This window comes from Acidisoma sp. L85, from assembly GCF_009765865.1.
Taxonomy (GTDB): Bacteria; Pseudomonadota; Alphaproteobacteria; order Acetobacterales; family Acetobacteraceae; genus Acidisoma.
The window spans coordinates 313,869-332,078 of the sequence record NZ_LMUQ01000076.1 but is presented as its reverse complement, the minus strand read 5'-3'; the positions used below and the strand labels follow the sequence as shown (position 1 = coordinate 332,078).

At 66.2% G+C, this 18,210-nt stretch carries 16 protein-coding genes and 1 other RNA gene; 6 read left to right on the top strand and 11 right to left on the bottom strand.

From position 1 onward, the window contains the following. Window positions 1-135 precede the first annotated feature (135 nt). The 8 genes from rnpB to GSQ83_RS27230 form a co-directional block, all read right to left on the bottom strand. Window positions 136-558: RNase P RNA component class A (gene rnpB / locus GSQ83_RS27265), an RNA gene on the bottom strand. Window positions 559-590: 32 nt separating this feature from the next. Beyond that, window positions 591-1,280 (bottom strand): N-acetylmuramoyl-L-alanine amidase, encoded by a 690-nt coding sequence (locus tag GSQ83_RS27260; RefSeq protein WP_158806102.1) that lies wholly within the window; start codon window positions 1,278-1,280, stop codon window positions 591-593. Window positions 1,281-1,297: 17 nt separating this feature from the next. Then, on the bottom strand, window positions 1,298-2,386 hold the full coding sequence (locus GSQ83_RS27255) for a DNA methyltransferase (protein ID WP_158805995.1): 1,089 nt from the start codon (window positions 2,384-2,386) through the stop codon (window positions 1,298-1,300). Between the two features lie 50 nt (window positions 2,387-2,436). Then, window positions 2,437-3,126 (bottom strand): ribonuclease HII, encoded by a 690-nt coding sequence (locus GSQ83_RS27250; RefSeq protein WP_158805994.1) that lies wholly within the window; start codon window positions 3,124-3,126, stop codon window positions 2,437-2,439. Window position 3,127: 1 nt separating this feature from the next. Next, window positions 3,128-3,787, bottom strand: coding sequence for a hypothetical protein (locus GSQ83_RS27245; protein ID WP_216850604.1), 660 nt, complete (start codon window positions 3,785-3,787; stop codon window positions 3,128-3,130). Between the two features lie 26 nt (window positions 3,788-3,813). Beyond that, window positions 3,814-4,992 carry a pyridoxal phosphate-dependent aminotransferase gene (locus tag GSQ83_RS27240; protein ID WP_158805992.1) on the bottom strand — a complete coding sequence of 393 codons (1,179 nt, stop codon included), beginning with the start codon at window positions 4,990-4,992 and terminating at the stop codon, window positions 3,814-3,816. A gap of 248 nt (window positions 4,993-5,240) precedes the next feature. Further along, window positions 5,241-6,599 carry an AAA-associated domain-containing protein gene (locus GSQ83_RS27235; protein ID WP_158805991.1) on the bottom strand — a complete coding sequence of 453 codons (1,359 nt, stop codon included), beginning with the start codon at window positions 6,597-6,599 and terminating at the stop codon, window positions 5,241-5,243. Window positions 6,600-6,630: 31 nt separating this feature from the next. Then, window positions 6,631-8,352 (bottom strand): ABC transporter permease subunit, encoded by a 1,722-nt coding sequence (locus tag GSQ83_RS27230; protein ID WP_158805990.1) that lies wholly within the window; start codon window positions 8,350-8,352, stop codon window positions 6,631-6,633. A 130-nt stretch (window positions 8,353-8,482) separates the two neighbouring features. On the opposite strand from GSQ83_RS27230, the gene GSQ83_RS27225 reads away from it, so the two are divergent. Next, window positions 8,483-9,976 carry a DUF2142 domain-containing protein gene (locus tag GSQ83_RS27225; protein ID WP_158805989.1) on the top strand — a complete coding sequence of 498 codons (1,494 nt, stop codon included), beginning with the start codon at window positions 8,483-8,485 and terminating at the stop codon, window positions 9,974-9,976. Between the two features lie 13 nt (window positions 9,977-9,989). Here GSQ83_RS27225 and dut read toward each other — a convergent pair whose 3' ends face one another. From dut to GSQ83_RS27210, 3 genes are all read right to left on the bottom strand, one after another. Continuing rightward, window positions 9,990-10,445, bottom strand: a complete 456-nt coding sequence (gene dut, locus GSQ83_RS27220; RefSeq protein ID WP_158805988.1) for a dUTP diphosphatase — start codon at window positions 10,443-10,445, stop codon at window positions 9,990-9,992. Continuing rightward, on the bottom strand, window positions 10,442-11,665 hold the full coding sequence (gene coaBC / locus GSQ83_RS27215) for a bifunctional phosphopantothenoylcysteine decarboxylase/phosphopantothenate--cysteine ligase CoaBC (protein ID WP_158805987.1): 1,224 nt from the start codon (window positions 11,663-11,665) through the stop codon (window positions 10,442-10,444). The genes dut and coaBC overlap by 4 nt, the downstream gene beginning before the upstream one ends. Window positions 11,666-11,755: 90 nt before the next feature. Next, on the bottom strand, window positions 11,756-12,517 hold the full coding sequence (locus GSQ83_RS27210) for a class I SAM-dependent methyltransferase (protein ID WP_158805986.1): 762 nt from the start codon (window positions 12,515-12,517) through the stop codon (window positions 11,756-11,758). 28 nt (window positions 12,518-12,545) lie between these two features. On the opposite strand from GSQ83_RS27210, the gene mutM reads away from it, so the two are divergent. The 5 genes from mutM (at window position 12,546) to recF (ending at window position 18,180) form a co-directional block, all read left to right on the top strand. After that, window positions 12,546-13,388 carry a bifunctional DNA-formamidopyrimidine glycosylase/DNA-(apurinic or apyrimidinic site) lyase gene (gene mutM / locus GSQ83_RS27205; RefSeq protein WP_158806101.1) on the top strand — a complete coding sequence of 281 codons (843 nt, stop codon included), beginning with the start codon at window positions 12,546-12,548 and terminating at the stop codon, window positions 13,386-13,388. A 146-nt stretch (window positions 13,389-13,534) separates the two neighbouring features. Further along, a complete protein-coding gene (rpsT, locus tag GSQ83_RS27200) occupies window positions 13,535-13,801 on the top strand; it encodes a 30S ribosomal protein S20 (RefSeq protein ID WP_158805985.1) in 267 nt (88 codons plus the stop codon). Between the two features lie 394 nt (window positions 13,802-14,195). Beyond that, window positions 14,196-15,635 carry a chromosomal replication initiator protein DnaA gene (gene dnaA / locus GSQ83_RS27195; protein ID WP_158805984.1) on the top strand — a complete coding sequence of 480 codons (1,440 nt, stop codon included), beginning with the start codon at window positions 14,196-14,198 and terminating at the stop codon, window positions 15,633-15,635. A 234-nt stretch (window positions 15,636-15,869) separates the two neighbouring features. After that, a complete protein-coding gene (gene dnaN, locus GSQ83_RS27190; RefSeq protein ID WP_158805983.1) occupies window positions 15,870-16,997 on the top strand; it encodes a DNA polymerase III subunit beta in 1,128 nt (375 codons plus the stop codon). Continuing rightward, window positions 16,990-18,180 (top strand): DNA replication/repair protein RecF, encoded by a 1,191-nt coding sequence (recF, locus tag GSQ83_RS27185; protein ID WP_254065936.1) that lies wholly within the window; start codon window positions 16,990-16,992, stop codon window positions 18,178-18,180. Before dnaN ends, recF begins: the two co-directional genes overlap by 8 nt. Window positions 18,181-18,210: the final 30 nt, after the last annotated feature.

Sequence of the window (18,210 nt, the reverse complement as noted above, 5' to 3'; positions counted from 1 at the left end):
CTTACGCTGACTGACAAAGCCCGAAGCCACTCCTTGTTTATGATCTGTTCTTGTTTTGAATATTGGGTTTAATGCTTTCGCAATGTTTTAGCTGTTCGTTTCAAAAACGATATATTGCCAAAATCCTGCCTTGAAAGCGCCAGACGGTCTGTAAGCCGGGTTCTGTCCGGACCGCTCGCGCGGTCTTGGACGGCCATTCCTCTGGGACCCGCCTCGCGGCGTGCCTCACGCGACCAACCCGGGCGACTGGGCGGGAATGCCCTCGCGTCCACGCCATGCTCGCGCATGCCATCTCGCCGGCCGCCCCTATTCGGTCTTGCTCCCGGTGGGGTTTGCCCTGCCCCCGACGTTACCGCCGGGGCGGTGCGCTCTTACCGCACCGTTTCACCCTTACCCACGAGCCGGACCTGCGTCCGACCTCGGTGGGCGGTTTGTTTTCTGTGGCACTTTCCCTGGGGTCGCCCCCGCCGGCCGTTAGCCGGCACCGCATTCCCGTGGAGCCCGGACTTTCCTCCACCACACCCTTGCGAGCATGACAGCGGCCGTCCAACCGTCTGGCCGCGTGTCCTTGCGCCGCGAGGTTAGCGCCGTCAACCCACGGCGCCGTCCACAAGCGTTGCGAGCAAGGCCGCGCGCGCGACGGTTTCGCCATCGCCTTGGCCATCCACCCGCGCCGGACGGTAGCGGCGCTGGAAGGCGGTGACGACGGTCGCAAGGTCGCCGGAGATCGGATAGCCGATACGGCCGAGATCGGCGCGCAGCCGCTCGGCCGAGGCCTGGATTGAGGGCGCGGCCGAGAAGTCCGGCCACAGACCGATGTCCGACTGCGCTAGACCCGGCCAATCGAAAAGCTCGCCCGGGTCCTGCTTGCGGTCCGGTGCGATGTCGCTATGCCCGACGATGTTGCGCGCGGGGATGGCGTGACGCGACAGAATGCCCTGGCACAGCTCCGTCACCGCCGCCATTTGCGCCGATGGAAACGGCCGGTAGCCCCATTCGTGGCCCGGATTGACAATTTCAATGCCGATTGAGCGGCCGTTCAGCGTCTCGTTGCCGCGCCAGAAGGACACGCCGGCATGCCACGCCCGCCGCCCTTCCTTTACCAGCCGCCAGATGCGGCCGTCCTCCTCGACGACATAATGCGCGGAGACGCGGGAGGCCGGATCGCATAGCCGCTCGATGGCGGCTTCCGCGCTCTGCATGCCGGTATAATGCAGCACCAGGATATCGACCGGCTCCTCCCGCGCGTCGTGGTTCGGCGAGGGGCGATCCTGGATCAGCCGCAACAGCAACAACCCTAGGCGGGAGGCGGCTGGCGCAGCACGTCGAGCGGCACCAGCACGCCCGCGCGCTCGAAATGCCAGAAGGTCCAGCCATTGCAGGACGGCGCGCTTTGCAACGCGGCACCCACCTTGTGGATCGACCCGCGCATATTGCCGGCACTCACACTGCCATCGGCGCCCACCACGGCGGACACCCGCCGCTGACGATCCGTCAGCACTGTACCGGCCGCGATAGCACCACTCTCGACCAGCGTGCCGAAAGCGATGCGCGGCATCTCCTTGCGCGACACCGTAACGGAACGCGCCTGCAGGCTCAGCAGCTTGGTCTCGCGCAGCCGCCCCCAGGCCGCCTCGACATAGGCGGGATGACGCTCGATCCCGATGAAGTGCCGATGCAAACGCTTGGCGACGACAGCGGTCGTGCCGGTGCCCGCGAAGGGGTCGAGCACGATATCCTCCTCGGCCGTCGATGCCAGCAGGACGCGATGCAATAGCGCCTCGGGCTTCTGCGTTGGATGCAGTTTCAGGCCGTGCTGGTTGCGCAGCCGCTCAGGCCCGCCGCAGAGCGGGATGAACCAGTCGCTCCGCATTTGCAGATCGTCGTTGGAGGTCTTCATCGCCTGATAGTTGAAGCGATAGCGGCTGTCCCTGCCGCGCGCGGCCCAGATCAGCGTCTCATGGGCATTGGTGAAGCGGCGGCCGCGGAAATTCGGCATCGGATTGGCCTTGCGCCAAATGATGTCGTTGAGCACCCAGAAGCCGAGTTCCTGCAGGATCGCGCCGATGCGGAAGATATTGTGGTAGGAGCCGACCACCCACAGCGTGCCGTCCTTCCGCAGCAGGCGGCGGCATTCGGTGAGCCATTCGCGCGTGAAGCGGTCGTATTCGGCGAAGTCGGTGAAGCGGTCCCACTCCTCGTCAACGCCATCGACCAGGCTGTCATCAGGGCGGCGAAGCTGGCCCTGTAGCTGCAGGTTATAGGGCGGATCCGCGAAGACGCAGTGAACCGAGGCCGGCGGCAGCATCCGCATGTGCTGGATGCAGTCGCCCAGCAGAAGCTGGTCGAGCGGCAGGTCGCGGGTGAGGTCCACGTTTCCCCTCATGCCGCGCGCCACCGGCGCCGCACGGCGCATCTGTTCCGCATGCAAGAAGTCTATCCGGCTGGCGAGTTGATCAGCATCGGCGATGCCGGGTCAAGCATCTCCCAATCCAGGCTAGCCTGCGACCCCAGCGCCCCCGCCAGAATCGCCCGCACCGGAGCGAAACCATGGCGGTGGTGGTGCGTTACCCCGACCTCGGCCAGCGCGGCGCAATGGAAGGGCGTGCCGTATCCGGCATTGGTCTCCCAGCCGTAATGCGGGAAGCGCACAGCGAGTCGGGCCATCAGCCGGTCGCGCGCCACCTTCGCGATGATCGAGGCAGCGGCGATCGAGAAGCTGGTCGCGTCGCCGCCGATCACGCAGCGCACGGCGCAAGTCAGTTTCGGCGGCATGTTGCCATCGACCAGCGCATGATCCGGCGGGCTCGGCAGCTTGGCGACCGCGCGGCGCATGGCAAGCAGGCTCGCATGCAGGATGTTGAGGCGCGCGATCTCCGCCACCGAAGCCGCGCCGACCCCGATCTCCGCCGCGCCGCAAGCATAGAGCGCGATCGAGGCGGCCAGCCGCTTTTCCGCGGTGAGGCGCTTCGAGTCATCGAGCAGCTTACCCAGGCCGCGCGGCAGACCACGCGGGAAAACCACGGCCGCCGCGACGACCGGACCGGCGAGCGGCCCGCGCCCAACCTCGTCCAGCCCCGCCACCCGGCCGCCGAGCGACTTCTCGATGCGGAAATGCGGCGCCATGTCAGCCGCGTCCCATCAGGCGATGCCAGAACCCGCCAGGGCGCGGCGCCATCTTCTGCTTGTAGGAAACATGCGGGCGCGTCGCCGGTGGCCGCAGCGCGCTGCTCAGCAATTGCCGACCCGTCTCTCGCGCCGCCACCAGCCGCCGCTGGAAATCGAGGATCGCGACGGAGGACTCGTCGAGTTCGGACAAGGCCAAGGATTCCGCGACCGCGGCGGCATTCGGGAAGTCTCCGGCGCGGCGGTAGATATCGATCAGGCAAAGGCGCGGGCGAGTTTCCTTGCTCTCCGGCCAAAGCCCGGCGGCCTGAGCGCGCCACGCCACAGCCCATTCGGCTTCGTCGGCATCATCGGCCGACCAGGCGGCTTGTAGCAGCGCCTCAGCGGCGCCCCATTGCTTGTCCCCGCGCTGGCAAATCAGCGCCCAGAGCAAAAACGGCCGCGCGAAAGCCGGCGCCTGACTTCGGATCGCCGCATATTCCGGATCGCTCCGCACGACTTCTCCGCTCTCGGTCGAGAGCGCAGTGAGGTCCGGAGCGGCGGCGCCGCAGCCCGAACATTCGGCAATCCAGCGCTTCAGCGTCGAACGCGCGGGCTCACCCTGCCGAAAGTCCAGATCGGGCGAGAGTTCCGCCGCCGGTGGTTCATAGGGCGGGCGCACCGGGGCGCCACAGACCGAACAAAGGTTCATGCCGCCCGGTTCGCCGGCGCGAGCGCCGCCAATCCCTGGGCAAGCCGGCTGACCGCACGCGACAAACGGTCCGGCGCGATCGCGAAGCAGACGCGCAACCACCCCTCGCCGCTCTCGCCAAAAGCCGAGCCGGGTGCGACGGCGACCTTGTGATGGATCACCAGATCCTGGGCGAGGGCGACGGTATCCCGCACACCGGCCACTTTGAGGAAAGCGTAGAAGGCGCCATCGGGCGATGCGTAGATGACGCCCGGCAGTCCCGCGACCTGTTGCCGGAAGATCTCCCGCCCCTCGGCGCAATGGGCACGGAAGCCGAGCAGCGCCGTGGGATCAGCGATGGCCGCGAGGCCGCCGCGCTGGATGAAGGGCGCGACACCGGAATGCGTGACCTCGATGAGTTCGGCGAGGTCATCACGCGTGCCCTCGGGCACCACCAGCCAGCCGAGCCGCCAGCCGGTCATCACCCAGGTCTTGCTGAAACTATTGCAGACGATGACCCGATCATCCGGCCCTGCGATGTCCAGGATGGAGGGTGCCACGCCTGAACCGTCATAGACGAGCCGGCTATAGACTTCGTCCGACAACAGCCAGCAGCCGTGCCGCCGGCAGAGTTCGAGAATGGCGCGCAATTCCTCCGCCGTCGCGGTCCAGCCGGTCGGGTTATTCGGTGAGTTCAGGATGAAGCAGCGCGCGCCGGCCAGCGCGGCATCCAGCTTGGCGAGGTCCAGGCTGAAACGCCCCTCCGGCGACGCGTCCAACGGCACCACCACCACCTCGGCACCACGGAGCCGCGCGGCATTGCCGGCATTGGGCCAGGCGGGCTCGTGCAAAACGACGCGACTGCCGGGCGTCACGATGGCGCTCAGCGCGATGGCGAGCGCCGCCATGCCCGAGGCGGTAACGAGGATGCGGCTTTCATCGACCGGCCGCACATGCAGTCCGGTGAGGTATTCGGCGATCGATTCCCGCAGGGATGGCAAGCCGCGCACATCCGGATAGCGCGTCTCACCGCGGTCGAGCGCTTCCAGCAATGCCGTGCGCGCGCCATGGGGGCTCGGCTGGTCGGATTCGCCGAAGCACAGAATGTCGGTCTCCGGATGTCCGAAGGCGAGACGGGCCACCGAGACGATCCGGGAACCGGGAAGTTTTGCGAGATCAAACTGTGGCGACACCATCTGCCCCGGCTACCACAGCCCGCCGCGCCGAAGCGAGAGGCGGATTTCAGGATTGTTGGTCGGGAACCACTCTCTCACGTCATGCTCGGCGAAGGCCGAGCATCCACGCCTTTGCTTGCGTGACGAAGGCAAGGCGTGGATGGCACGCCTCCGCGTGCCATGACGGATCTTTGCGAAACGGTTCCGTATCGATCATCACACTCGCCAATTACTCAAGGTGGAAATCGAAAACGCCCAGGGAACCCCTCTCAATCTTCCTTCTCGTCCTCGTCTTCCAACGTGAACTGATCAGCCTCCTGATCGTAGCCAAACAATTCGCCGTAGCGGCCCCATGAAATCACGACGCGCATCGTGGCTGCTGCGTAATCCGGAGACATGTGGTCCTCCAGCTCATCGCGGAAGCGCAGCGCCGGGGCGCGGTGATTCCAGCGCTCCTCCAGCACCTGCTTGATCTGGGCGATCAGCGGTACATGCAGCCGGGCCGCGGCGGCGAAAAGCTCCTTGCGCTCGTCGGTCTCAGCCTCAACGAAACCACGGCCGTTATCGGTGAGGCCGATGTCGCCCTCCTCGAACACCGCGAAGCCGAGTAGCTGCAAGGCCTCGCCAATCGGCAGCAACTCATCCGCCTCCATCTGAAAGGCGTTCGCGAGGGCCGGCAGATCGGCGCGGCCATTGTAAGGCTCGCCAGCGATCGTCTCCATGAGTCCTGCCATGAGATTGGTGGAAACCGTCGGGAGAGGTTCCGTTGTCCTCTGCGGCGCCGCGGCCACAGTGCCGCGCTCCGCCACCAGCGGCTTGGGCGGCTCGACGGGGCGCCGCGTCATCAGCGCGTAGATGTCGTCCACCATCTGGCGGAACGCGGGGTCCAGCCGATTGCGCGGATGCGGAAATGACACCAGCAATTCGCTCGCGACACGGCCCGGATTTGAGGAGAACACCAGGATGCGGTCGCACATCAGCACCGCCTCCTCGATGTTATGCGTTACGATCAGGATCGACTTCACCGGCAGCCGCCCTTCCGACCAAAGCTCGATGAGATCGGTGCGCAGCGTTTCCGCCGTCAGCACGTCGAGCGCGCTGAAGGGCTCGTCCATCAGCAGCAGGTCGGGATGGACCACCAAGGCGCGGGCGAGGCCGACGCGCTGGCGCATGCCGCCTGACATCTCCTTCGGATAGGCGTTCTCGTACCCGCCCAACCCGATCAGATCGATCGCATCCTCGGCGCGGCTATGACGCTCCGCGCGCGCCACACCCTGCGCCTCCAGCCCAAGCTCGACATTCTCCTCGACTGTCAGCCACGGAAACAGCGCGAAGCTCTGGAAAACCATCGCCACGCCCTCGGCCGGGCCATCGAGCAGCTTGCCGCGCCAACGCACCTCGCCCGCTGTCGGTTTGAGCAGGCCGGAAACGATGCGCAGCAGCGTCGATTTCCCCGAGCCGGAGCGGCCGAGCAGCCCGACGATCTCGCCCTGCCGCAGCGACAGATTGACATCGTCGAGCACGATGACGTCGGCCGAAGCTTCCTTGTGGTAGGATTGGCGGCAGCCCTCGACGCGGACGAGCAATTCTCCCGCGGCCTTGCCCTCGACGGGTGCGATCTGGTCCATGGGCGGCACTCCGGAAGCCGGGGGTTCTCGGTTAGAAGGTCAGGCGGCGGACGGCATAAGCATGCAGCGGGCGCCACAGCACGCGGTTTAGCAGGAAGACGTAGCCCGTCATGACGCAGACGCCGAGCATAATGCCGGCGCCGTTCCCATTGGTCGTTGCCTCAGCGATATAGGCGCCGAGGCCGGTGGCCGTCAGCGTGGTGTGACCCCAGGACGCCACCTCGGCGACAATCGAGCTGTTCCAGGCGGCGCCCGAAGCGGTTAGCGCGCCCGTAACGTAATAGGGGAAAATGCCGGGAATGATGACGCGGCGCCACCATAGCAGCCCCCGCACGCGCAGATTGGCGGAAGCCTCCTTGAGATCCGTGGGGAAGGCCGAGGCGCCGGCCACGACATTGAACAGAATGTACCACTGCGTGCCGAGGATCATCAGCGGCGTCAGCCAGATATTCGGATTGAGCGCGAAGCGGACAATGACGATGACGATGACCGGGAACAGCAGGTTCGCCGGGAAGGCCGCGAGGAACTGCGCAATCGGCTGGATAAGCTGCGCCCAGCGCGGCCGCAGCCCGATCCATACTCCAATGGGCACCCAGACGAGGGTGCAGATCACGATCGCAGCGGCAACCCGCGCGAGCGTATAGGCTCCGAGCAGAACCACATGGCCGAACTCGCTAAGCGTGATCGTGCCGGCGACGAAGGCAACGATGCGCCACAGCGCGAGCGCCACCAGGATACCGATAAAGCCGAACCACAATACATCGACGACCCGGGGATTGGCGCGCCGCTCCAGCCCGGCGAAGACCGAGACCCGCAGGCGGAGGCCACCGAGCCGCGCCGCGAAATCCCCGAGCGCCTCGCCCATCACCCGCAACAGGTGGGTGCGGCGGACCAGGCTCAGCACCCAGGGGTCGCGCACGCCGCCGCCGCTCGTCATCTCGAAGCGGAACTTCGCCGACCAGGCAACGAGCGGGCGGAACAGAAGCTGGTCGTAGATCAGGATGACCGCGAGCATCGCGAGGATGGCGTAGAAAACCGCGAGCAGGTTGCGCTGCTGGAGCGCGACCGAGACGTAGGAACCGATCCCTGGCAGCAGAAAGGTCGTATTGCCGACCGTCACCGCCTCCGACGCGACCACGAAGAACCAGCCGCCGGACATCGACAGCATGGTGTTGAACACCAGGCCCGGCATGGCGAAGGGAACCTCCAGCCGCCAGAACCGCTGCCAGGTGGTCAGCCGGAAGGCGCGGGACGCCTCGTCGAGATCGCGCGGCACGGTGGTGAGAGACTGATAGAAGCTGAAGGCCATATTCCAGGCCTGGCTTGTGAAGATCGCGAAGATGGCCGCGAGTTCCGCCCCCAGCACGCGGCCGGGAAACAAGCTCATGAAGAACAGCACTGTGAAAGAGAGAAAGCCCAGGATCGGCACAGACTGCAGGATATCGAGCGCCGGGATCAGAATGAGCCCGATACGTCGGCTTTTGGCGGCCAGCGGCGCCACGGTCAGGGTGAAGAGGCCCGAGAAGAAGAGCGCGGCGAACATCCGCATGGTGGTGCGGAGCGCGTAGAAGGGCAGATAGCGCGGATCGAGATGGATTGGCGTCGCATTCGGATGCGGCAGCGGCGCCAGCGTTCCCTGCGCCGCATGGGCGACCAGAACCAGGACACCGAGCACGCAGAGGATCGCCGCACCGTCCCAAAGATTGGGCATGCGGCGGCCGTTCACGAAGGCAGGCGGAGCCAAAATCGTCATGCGGCGCCTTGGATAGGTGGGATTGATCGCTTAGGAGGACGCCGACGGTTTGTGTAGGGGCCTCTATCCTAGTGCGCCGCCGCCTGTCACCTGGATGCTGGATGACGAAGCGATGACAGGGCGCGCTTCCTTGGAACTGGATCGCCGCGGCCTCGCAGAGACCGCCGAGCCCAGGGCGCGGCCGAAGGTCACGGAACGCTGGCTGGCCGTTCTCGCCTTCGTGCTGCTGGCGGCCCCGGTGCTGCTGATCCTCGCCGTGATGATGCCGACAGGCGAGCCGCCCGACGAGCCGATGCATCTCATGCGCGCGGATAGCCTGCTCCACGGCCAGTTGATCGGGCACAGGGTCGCGACGCTCAACCCGGGAACCGGAGCGCCGGACGCCGGAGTGACCTCCGATCCTGGCCTCGCGGTCGCCGCCCAGGGCTTCGATCTTCTTACGCCTCTGGCACAGAAGAAGGTCTCTCCGGCGCGGCTGAAGATGCTGCGGTCGCTACCCTGGTGGCCAAAGCCGATTTTCATGAGCGCGCCGAACACGGCCGCTTACGGACCGCTGACCTACATTCCCGCCGCGATGGGCCTCGGGACGGCGCGCCTGCTGGGCTTCGGCCCCTATGCCGCGATCCATTGGGCAAGGTTCGCCAATGTGGCCGTCTTCCTCGCGATCGGCGGCCTCGCTTTGCTGCTCGCGCGTCGTGGCCGCCTGATGCTGCTGGTCGTGCTGGGCCTGCCGATGACGCTGGCCCTTGCCTCCGCCGCCGGGCAGGACGGGCTGCTGATCGCACTCGCCTGCCTCGGCGTCTCTATCTTCACGCGCGGAGATCGCCGGGGCGACTGGTGGGGCGCGGTGATCTTCGCGCTCGTCATCATGCAGAGGCCGCCGTATTTGCCGCTCGTCCTGCTGCCATTCGTCGCGGGATCACCTGGCCGCCCGCTATGCGAGCGCCTGCTGAAGAGCGCTCTTATGGCTGCACCCGCACTTCTATGGTCAGCGGCGGTGGCCCGTTGGGTCGCCGTGCCGCTCCGGGCGGGCGTCGATTACCTGCCCGGTCCGCTTTGGCCGGGCGATCCTCATCGGCTCTTCCGCTCGTCCAATGCCGGCGCGCAACTCACAGTGCTGCTGCATCATCCCGTCCAGGCCGTGCTTCTGCCGCTGCATTCCCTGGCGGCACATTGGAAGACCCTGAGCGAGGAGTGCGTCGGCCTCTTCGGCTTCCTCGACATCCCCCTGCCCTTGCCAGTCTATGCTCTGTGGTTCGCCGCCATCGCGGCGGGACTGACCGCCGTTGCGATCCCCAAGCCGGAACCCACTCGCGCAACGCCTGAAGCGAGCCCCCACGCGACGCTCGGGCGTCTCGCCGTGCTGGGCATGCTCCTGTGTTGTTTGTTGCTTATATATCTAACCCTTTATATGACCTGGACGCCGGTCGGCGCGTCGCTGATCGAGGGTGTGCAGGGGCGCTACTTTCTGCCCCTCCTGCCCATTCTCATCCTCGCGATACCCAGGTTCCGCATACTGCTTCGCCTGCCGCGAGGCGTTTGGGTCATTCTGCCCGTCGCCGCGCTTTGCGCCGGGCTTATCGCCACGCCGCTGGTGATCCTGCGAGCCTATTACTGGCCGTGACATGCAGTTTTCGTTATGTGCCTGTCGATCCGAAGCCTCCGGAACCCCTGGCCGTCTCGTCCAGCGCCTCAACCTCCCGCCACACCGCCCGCGTCACCGGCGCCAGCACCGCCTGGGCGATACGCAAGCCTCGTGTGACGGTGAAGGCCGCGTCGCCCGTGTTGAGGAGGATGACCTTGATCTCCCCCCGGTAATCCTCGTCCACCGTTCCCGGCGAGTTCGCCACCAGCAGCCCGTGATTGAGCGCCAACCCCGAGCGCGGCCGAATCTGCAACTCGTGGCCCGACGGTAGCGCCACCATCAAACCGGTTGGCACCGCGGCCCGAGCGCCCGGAGCCAGAACCAGCGGGGAGTCCACCGCCGCGAGCAGATCCATCGCGGCGGCCCCGGCGGTGGCATACCCGGGTAACGGCAAGCCCTCACCATGAGGCAGCCGCTGAACCGCGATCTCGGCCGAACCGCCGGTCATGACGGGTCCAACGCTACAGCGATGCGTTCTGCCAGCCTCGCCGCCACGGCCTCCTTCGGCAATTGCGGCCAGCTCTCGACGCCCTCGGCGGTCACGAATTGGATGCTGTTCGTGGCGCCGCCCATGGCACCTCCCGCTTTCGAAACATCGTTCGCCAGGAGCCAGTCGCATCCCTTACGCCGTCGCTTGCTCACGGCATTGGCGACGAGATCGTCCGTCTCCGCGGCAAAGCCGATGACAAGACGCGGGCGATCGGGGCCAGGAAGCGAAAATTCCGCCAGGATATCCGGATTGGCGACGAGCCGCAGTTCCGGCGGCGCACCGCCCGGCACCTTCTTGAGCTTCCGCGCCTCAGGCGCCGCGACCCGCCAATCCGCCACCGCCGCGACAAAGACGGCGACATCGGCCGGCAGCGCATCACGGCAGGCGTCCCGCATCTGCTCCGCCGTCTCGACCGGCACCACCGTCACGCCGGTTGGGTCGGCGATCGACACGGGCCCACGCACCAGCGTCACCCGCGCGCCGAGAGCCGCGAGGGCGGCGGCGATGGCACGGCCTTGGCGGCCGCTGCTGCGATTGGCGATGTAGCGCACGGGGTCGATGGGCTCATGGGTCGGGCCGCTGGTGACGAGAGCATGACGCCCGGCGAGCGGCTTCGGCCGAGGCGCCAGAAGGCCCGCGATGGCCTCCAGAATCTCCGGCGGCTCGGCGAGACGGCCAGGGCCCCATTCACCGCAGGCCATGGCACCTTCGCCCGGCTCCGCCACCTGCACGCCGCGCGCCTTCAGCGTGGCGAGGTTGGCGACTGTCGCGGCATGCTGCCACATCCGCACATTCATCGCCGGCGCTACCAGAACGGGCTTGTCGGTGGCCAGCAGCAGGGTCGTCGCGAGGTCATCGGCCAGACCGCCTGCCATCCGTGCCAGCAGATCAGCCGAGGCGGGCACCACGACGAGGAGGTCGGCTGAGCGGGAAAGCTGGATGTGTCCCATCTCGCTCTCGTCGGTCAGCGAGAAGAGGTCCTCATGTACCTTTTCTTCCGACAGCGCTTGCAGGGAGAGCGCGGTGACGAAATGCGCCCCGCCGCGCGTCAGCACACAGCGCACGCCGACATCCTCTTTCTTGAGCAGGCGGATAAGTTCGAGCGCCTTGTAGGCCGCGATCCCGCCGGAGACGATGAGGAGAACACGTTTTCCGGCCAGGCCAGAGAGATCAGCCATCGTGATTCCTACTCAGCCAACGACCCATCGCTATCGGTAACGACCGAGGCCGACGGAAGTTGGTATGACAACAGTCTGAGCCTCTGGCTCCTATAGCCGCCAGCCCGAATGGATCGCCGCGATGCCACCGGAAAGATTCCGCAGGACCACGCGGCCCAGTCCTGCCGATCGCATCATCTCCGCGAGTTCCTGCTGGTCCGGAAACATCCGGATGCTCTCCGCCAGGTATCGGTAACTCTCCGCATCGCCGGCAAACATCTTGCCGAGCCGCGGCAGGACCTTGAAGGACCAAGCCTCGTAAAGCGGAATAAGCGCCGCAACTTCCAGCCGAGAAAACTCCAGGCAGAAGAACCGGCCACCCGGCCGCAGGACCCGGCGCGCCTCCGCCAGAACAGCCGCCTTGTCCGTGCAATTGCGCAGACCGAACGCAATGGTGACGACATCGATGGATCCGCTCGGAATCGGCAGCGCCTCGGCATCCGCCACCAAAAAACGAAGGTCGCCGATCAGGCCGCGATCGATCGCGCGGTCACGGCCGACCTCCAGCATCGCGAGGTTGATATCCGAGAGGATCGCCGGCCCCCCGCCACGGCGCAGCCAGCCGAAGCTGATGTCACCCGTGCCGCCTGCCAGATCGAGCAGCCTCCTGCCCGGCCGGGGATCGAGCAGGCTTGTGAAGATCTGCTTCCAGGCCCGGTGGATGCCGAGCGACATCAGGTCGTTCATGAGGTCGTAGCGCGGCGCCACGCTCTGGAACACGGCCCGCACCATGGATTTCTTCTCCGCGCGCGGCACAGCGCGGAATCCGAAGTCCGTCTCGTCTGGGGAGATATCGCGGGAGGTTTCGCTCATGAGGCACAGGATATAGCCTGTGCGGCCAATGCCGGAACTCCCTGAAGTTGAGACTGTGATGCGTGGCCTGGCGGCACGGCTCGACGGCCGGGTGATCCGCAAGGCTACGCTGTCCCGTGGCGACCTTCGCCGCGTGATCCCGGCCGGCCTCGCCGCCAGACTGACCGGTGCGCGAGTCACGAGTTTTCGGCGGCGGGGGAAATATATCCTCATGCGCCTCGACAGAGGTGACAGCCTGCTCCTGCACCTCGGCATGTCCGGGCGCATGGCGATCCGGCCGTCATCCGCCGCCCATCCAGGCGAAAAGCACGAGCACTTGGTCATCGAGACCGAGGACGGCTGGCGGATCGGCTTGATCGACCCGCGACGGTTCGGGCTGCTCGATTTGCTGCCGACGGTCGAGGAGGACGCGCATTCCCTGCTGCGTGGAATGGGGCCGGAACCGTTGGATGCGGCGTTTACCCCAGCGGTTCTCGGTGCGGCTCTGTCGGGCAAACGTACGCCCATCAAGGCGGCGCTGCTCGACCAGCACGTTGTCGCCGGCCTGGGCAATATCTACGTTTCGGAGGCGTTGTTTCGCGCGGGAATAAGCCCGCGTCGATTGGCAACATCTATCCCCGGCGCGCGCGCCGAGCGGCTGGTGCCGGCGATCAAGGCAACGCTCACCGAAGCGGTTGCTGCCGGGGGCTCAAGTCTGCGGGACTATGTGCAGCCGGATGGTGAGCTCGGCTATTTTCAGCACGCGTGGAAAGTCTATGGGCGGCAGGGGTTGGCTTGCGAGCGTTGCCCTGGCGTTCCGCCCTGCCCCGGGATCCGCCAAATGACGCAAGCTGGGCGGAGCACATTTTTCTGTCCTCGCACGCAGCGATAAGGTCGCACGCCAAGACTTCCGGACATGCCACGCCAAGCCACCACGCGCTTGACTCCAGGCTGCCGCGCCGCCTAGAGAGGCCTTCTTGCGCGGCGGGACATCACCATGTCCGGGACTGCGCGTTTTTTGATGGATGACGATCGACAATGGCCAATACCGCCTCCGCCCGCAAGCGCATTCGCCAGTCTGTGAAGCGCACCGCGCGCAACGCGGCCAACAAGACGCGCATGCGCAATGCGATCAAGTCGGTCGAGACAGCTATTTCGAGCGGCGATAAGGTGGCAGCCCAAGCGGCAATCCGCGCGGCTCAGCCGCAACTGCAGCGTGCAGCAGGCAAGGGCGTAACGCACCGCAACACGGTTGCGCGCAAGCTGTCCCGCATGTCGGGCCGCATCAAAGCGCTCGCCGCTTAACTCTGACTGTCAATCCACATCTTTGAGTTGAATGAGGCGCGGGTAACTCCGCGACCTTAATTCTGTCGCCCCCGCAGCAAAGGCGGCAAGTTACTGTCACTGATTGCGGTTAGTTTGTCATCATAACGTTACGATTCCGGTATGATGTGCTTAGACGGCGGTAATCCCTCGACAATCTATACTCGTCAACGACTTGCTCGATCGTTGTCACGTGTCGGATCTACTTGATTCAGGTTGCGCAGGATACCGCCCCTGACTAGGTTGCGGCGTCCTCCTGGCGATACGCGCCTCGCCATCTCCACTTCGATCCGTCGCTTTAACGGCGGGATGGAGCATGGTGTCTGCTTGGCCTTTAGGAGGAGGTCGTCGATCGGGGCGGAAGCGTGAACGGCGCATGGAGCATCAACTGACTGCAATTCCCCATGTTCGCCCAAGCGAAGCCGACCTCGCCACGCAGTGGGCCCGGGTCCGAACACGTTTGCAAGGCGAGGTGGGAGAGGTCGAATACCGCACTTGGCTGAGGCAAATGAGCCTAGGTGAGGCAGAGGGTGATGAACTCACGATCCTGCTGCCGACGCGGTTCTTGCGCGACTGGGTTCGCAGCCATTACGGGGATCGTCTCACAAGCCTGTGGCAGGCGGAAAACCGCCGTGTGCGCCGGGTCGAGATTCGCGTGGGACGTGCAGAGGAAGGCTTGGCGCCGGCGACGCCTCCCATCGGCAATGGACATAGTGTCGCTGCCGCGGTGGCCGACAGCGTCACGGATGCCAGCATCGATGACCGCACGGAAGGCCGCGACCCGGCCGGGCTGGATCAGCGCTTCACCTTCGACACCTTTGTCGTCGGCAAACCCAACGAATTCGCCTTCGCCTGCGCCGGCCGAGTCGCCGACAAGCCCGCCTCTCAGGGTTTCAACCCACTCTTCCTGTATGGCGGGGTCGGACTAGGCAAAACGCACCTGATGCATGCGATCGCTTGGAAACTACAGGGGCTCCGGCGCCAGGATGCGGCGCCGGTTTCGGTCGCCTATATGTCCGCCGAAAAATTTATGTACAAATTCATCGCGGCGATCCGTAACCAGTCGACGATCGAGTTCAAGGACCAGCTCCGCAGCGTCGATGTGTTGATGATCGACGACCTGCAGTTCCTCATCGGCAAGGACAACACGCAGGAAGAGTTCTTCCACACCTTCAACGCGCTCGTGGATGCCGGGAAGCAGATCGTCGTCTCGGCCGATAAGTCGCCGTCCGACCTCTCCGGCCTGGAAGACCGGCTGCGGACCCGTCTGGGCTGCGGCATGGTGGCGGACCTTCATGCCACCACCTTCGAACTTCGCATTTCCATCCTGGAGGCGAAGGCGTCACGGGCAAGCGTCGCGGTGCCGCCGCGCGTGCTGGAATTCCTCGCCCACAAGATCACCAGCAACGTGCGTGAGCTCGAAGGTGCGCTCAATCGCCTGGTCGCGCATGCGGCGCTGTTCGGCCGGCCGATCACGCTGGAGACGACGCAGGAGGTGCTGCACGACATCCTCCGCGCGCATGACCGCCGCGTCACGATCGAGGAGATTCAGCGCCGGGTGGCGGAGCACTACAATATCCGCCTCACCGACATGTCATCGGCGCGCCGGGCGCGCAATGTCGCTCGGCCGCGCCAGGTCGCCATGTTCCTCGCCAAACAGCTCACCAGTCGTTCGCTGCCGGAGATCGGCCGAAAATTCGGCAATCGCGATCACACCACCGTCATGCATGCCGTCTCCCGCGTGAGCGGCCTCATGGAGGGCGATGCGGCTTTCGCGGAGGATGTCGAGCTGCTCCGCCGTATGCTGGAGTCCTGAGAGACCGTTGAAATGTGCTGCCAGCGCATTTTCTGAGTCTGCACCGGCCCTCACCCCCACCCAGCCACCCACGACAATATGCTGATGGGTGGCCGCGTGGGGGTGAGGGCTGGTGCAGGCTCGTTCTCCAACGGTCTCAGCGGGGCGGGCCGCTTGCCCGGCGCGCCCGGGCTGGTAGACTAGCGACCCTTTTTAGACTCCGCGCTTCTCGGCGCCGCGCCCAAGGATCAGGCAATGAAGTTCACGGCCGAACGCGCGACCCTGCTCAAGGCGCTGGCGCATGTGCAGAGCGTCGTCGAGAAGCGCAATACGATTCCCATCCTCGCCAATCTCATGATGAGCGTGCGCCAGGGCGCGCTGACGCTGACAGCGACGGATATGGAGATCGCGCTCGTCGAGCAGGTCGCGGCCACCACCAGCCGGGACGGCACCGCGACCGCTCCGGCCGCGACACTCTACGAGATTGTCCGCAAGCTGCCCGAGGGTGCCCAGGTCGAACTCGACCATCCCGGCGGCGATGCCCCACTCGCCCTCCGCGCCGGCCGCTTCGCGACGAGCCTCATGGTTCTCCCGGCGGATGATTTTCCGTCCATGACGGCGGGCAGCCTGCCGCATAGCTTTCGCCTCCCGGCCCAGACGCTGCGCGGCATGATCGACCGCACGCGCTTCGCCATCAGCACCGAGGAGACGCGCTATTACCTCAACGGCATCTACCTCCATGCCGCCGATGGCGCCGACGGGCACAAGATGCTGCGCGCCGTCGCGACGGACGGCCACCGGCTTGCCCGTGTCGAGGAGACGCTGCCGGCGGGCGCCGAGGCCATTCCGGGTGTCATCGTGCCGCGCAAGACCGTCGCGGAGGTGCGCAAGCTCATCGACGAAACCTCGGATGATATCGAAATTGGCCTGTCCGAAACGCGCATCCAGTTCAGCCTCGGCACGCTCAAGCTCACCAGCAAGCTGATAGACGGCACCTTCCCCGAATACGAACGCGTCATCCCGCGCGACAACGACAAGATCCTGCGCGTCGGAAAGAAGGATTTCGCCGATGCGGTCGCGCGCGTGGCGGCGATTTCCACCGAGCGTTCGCGCCCGGTGAAGCTCGCGCTCGACCGCGATCTCCTGACGCTCTCCGCCGCGAGTCCTGATCAGGGTTCGGCGACCGAAGAGCTGGATGGCGGCCGCGTGACCTATAGTTCGACGCCGATGGAGATCGGCTTCCAGGCTCGCTACCTCAACGACATCACCGACCAGATTGGCGGCGAGGTCGAGTTCCTCTTCGCCGATGGCTCGGCACCGACCGTGGTGCGTGACGCCGGCGACCCGAGCGCGCTCTACGTGCTCATGCCGATGCGTGTCTGACCAGGCCGCGGTTCTCCGCCTCCTTCGCCTCGACCTCACCGCCTTCCGTAGCTACGACCGGCTGAGCTGGCGTCCGGCCGCGCGGCTGGCCGTCATCAGCGGGCCAAACGGCAGCGGCAAGACGAACCTGCTGGAGGCGATCTCCCTCCTCGGTCCGGGCCGCGGTCTGCGGCAGGCGCGGGTGGCGGAATTCGCGCGCCATCGCCCTGACGGGCCGCCCGGCCCCTGGGCGGTAGCGGCACGTTTCGCGGCACCCAGCGCGCCCGGGATGCCGCTCGAAATCGGCACCGGCAGCCCGCCTGAGGGCGGAGCGCCGGATCGCCGCGTCGTCCGGCTGGCGGGCGCGCCCGCATCCCAAACCGATCTCGCGGCCCATGTGACGCTGTCCTGGATCACGCCGCAGATGGAGCGGCTGTTCGGCGAAGGCCCCTCCGGCCGCCGCCGCTTCCTCGACCGGCTGGTCTGGGCGCTCGACCCCGCCCATGCGCGGGAGGTGGCGGCACATGACGCCGCGATGGTGCGGCGGAACCGGCTGTTAAGCGACGGTCGCGCCGACCCCGCCTGGCTCGCGGGGTTGGAGGATGGCATGGCCCGCCACGCCGTTGCCGCCACCGCCGGCCGGCGGGCTCTGGTGGCAAGGCTGAACGCGGCACTCGCCAGTGGTGCGGTCGCGCCCTTCCCCGCCGCCCGCATGAGCCTTCTTTGCCCGATAGCCGAGCGCCTGGACCAAATGCCGGCGCTGGCCGTGGAGGACTGGCTGCGCGCGGCCTTGGCGGCGTCACGCGCGGCCGATGCGGCCTCCGGCTCCTCCTCTCTCGGCGCGCATCGGGCGGATATGGCGCTGGCCGACCTCGCCACCGGCCGCCCGGCGGGCCTCGCCTCCACGGGTCAGCAGAAGGCGCTGCTCCTCGGGGTCGTGCTCGGCCATGCGCTGGTCATCGCCGAGGCGCGTGGTTTCGCGCCGTTGCTGCTTTTGGATGAGCCCTTAGTACATCTGGATGAACAGCATCGCGCGGCGCTGCTGGAGGCGTTGCAACGCCTTCCGGCACAGGCGTTTTTGACCGGCACCGATGCCGCGCCTTTCGCGGCGCTGGCGGGTGAAGCGGATTTTCTTCGATGCATGGAAGGAACGCTTGCGCCAGATCCGGCATTCGCTAGGCCCGCGAACGGAAATTCGCTATAAGGAGGGGTCTGATTCCCTGCATCTCCGGAG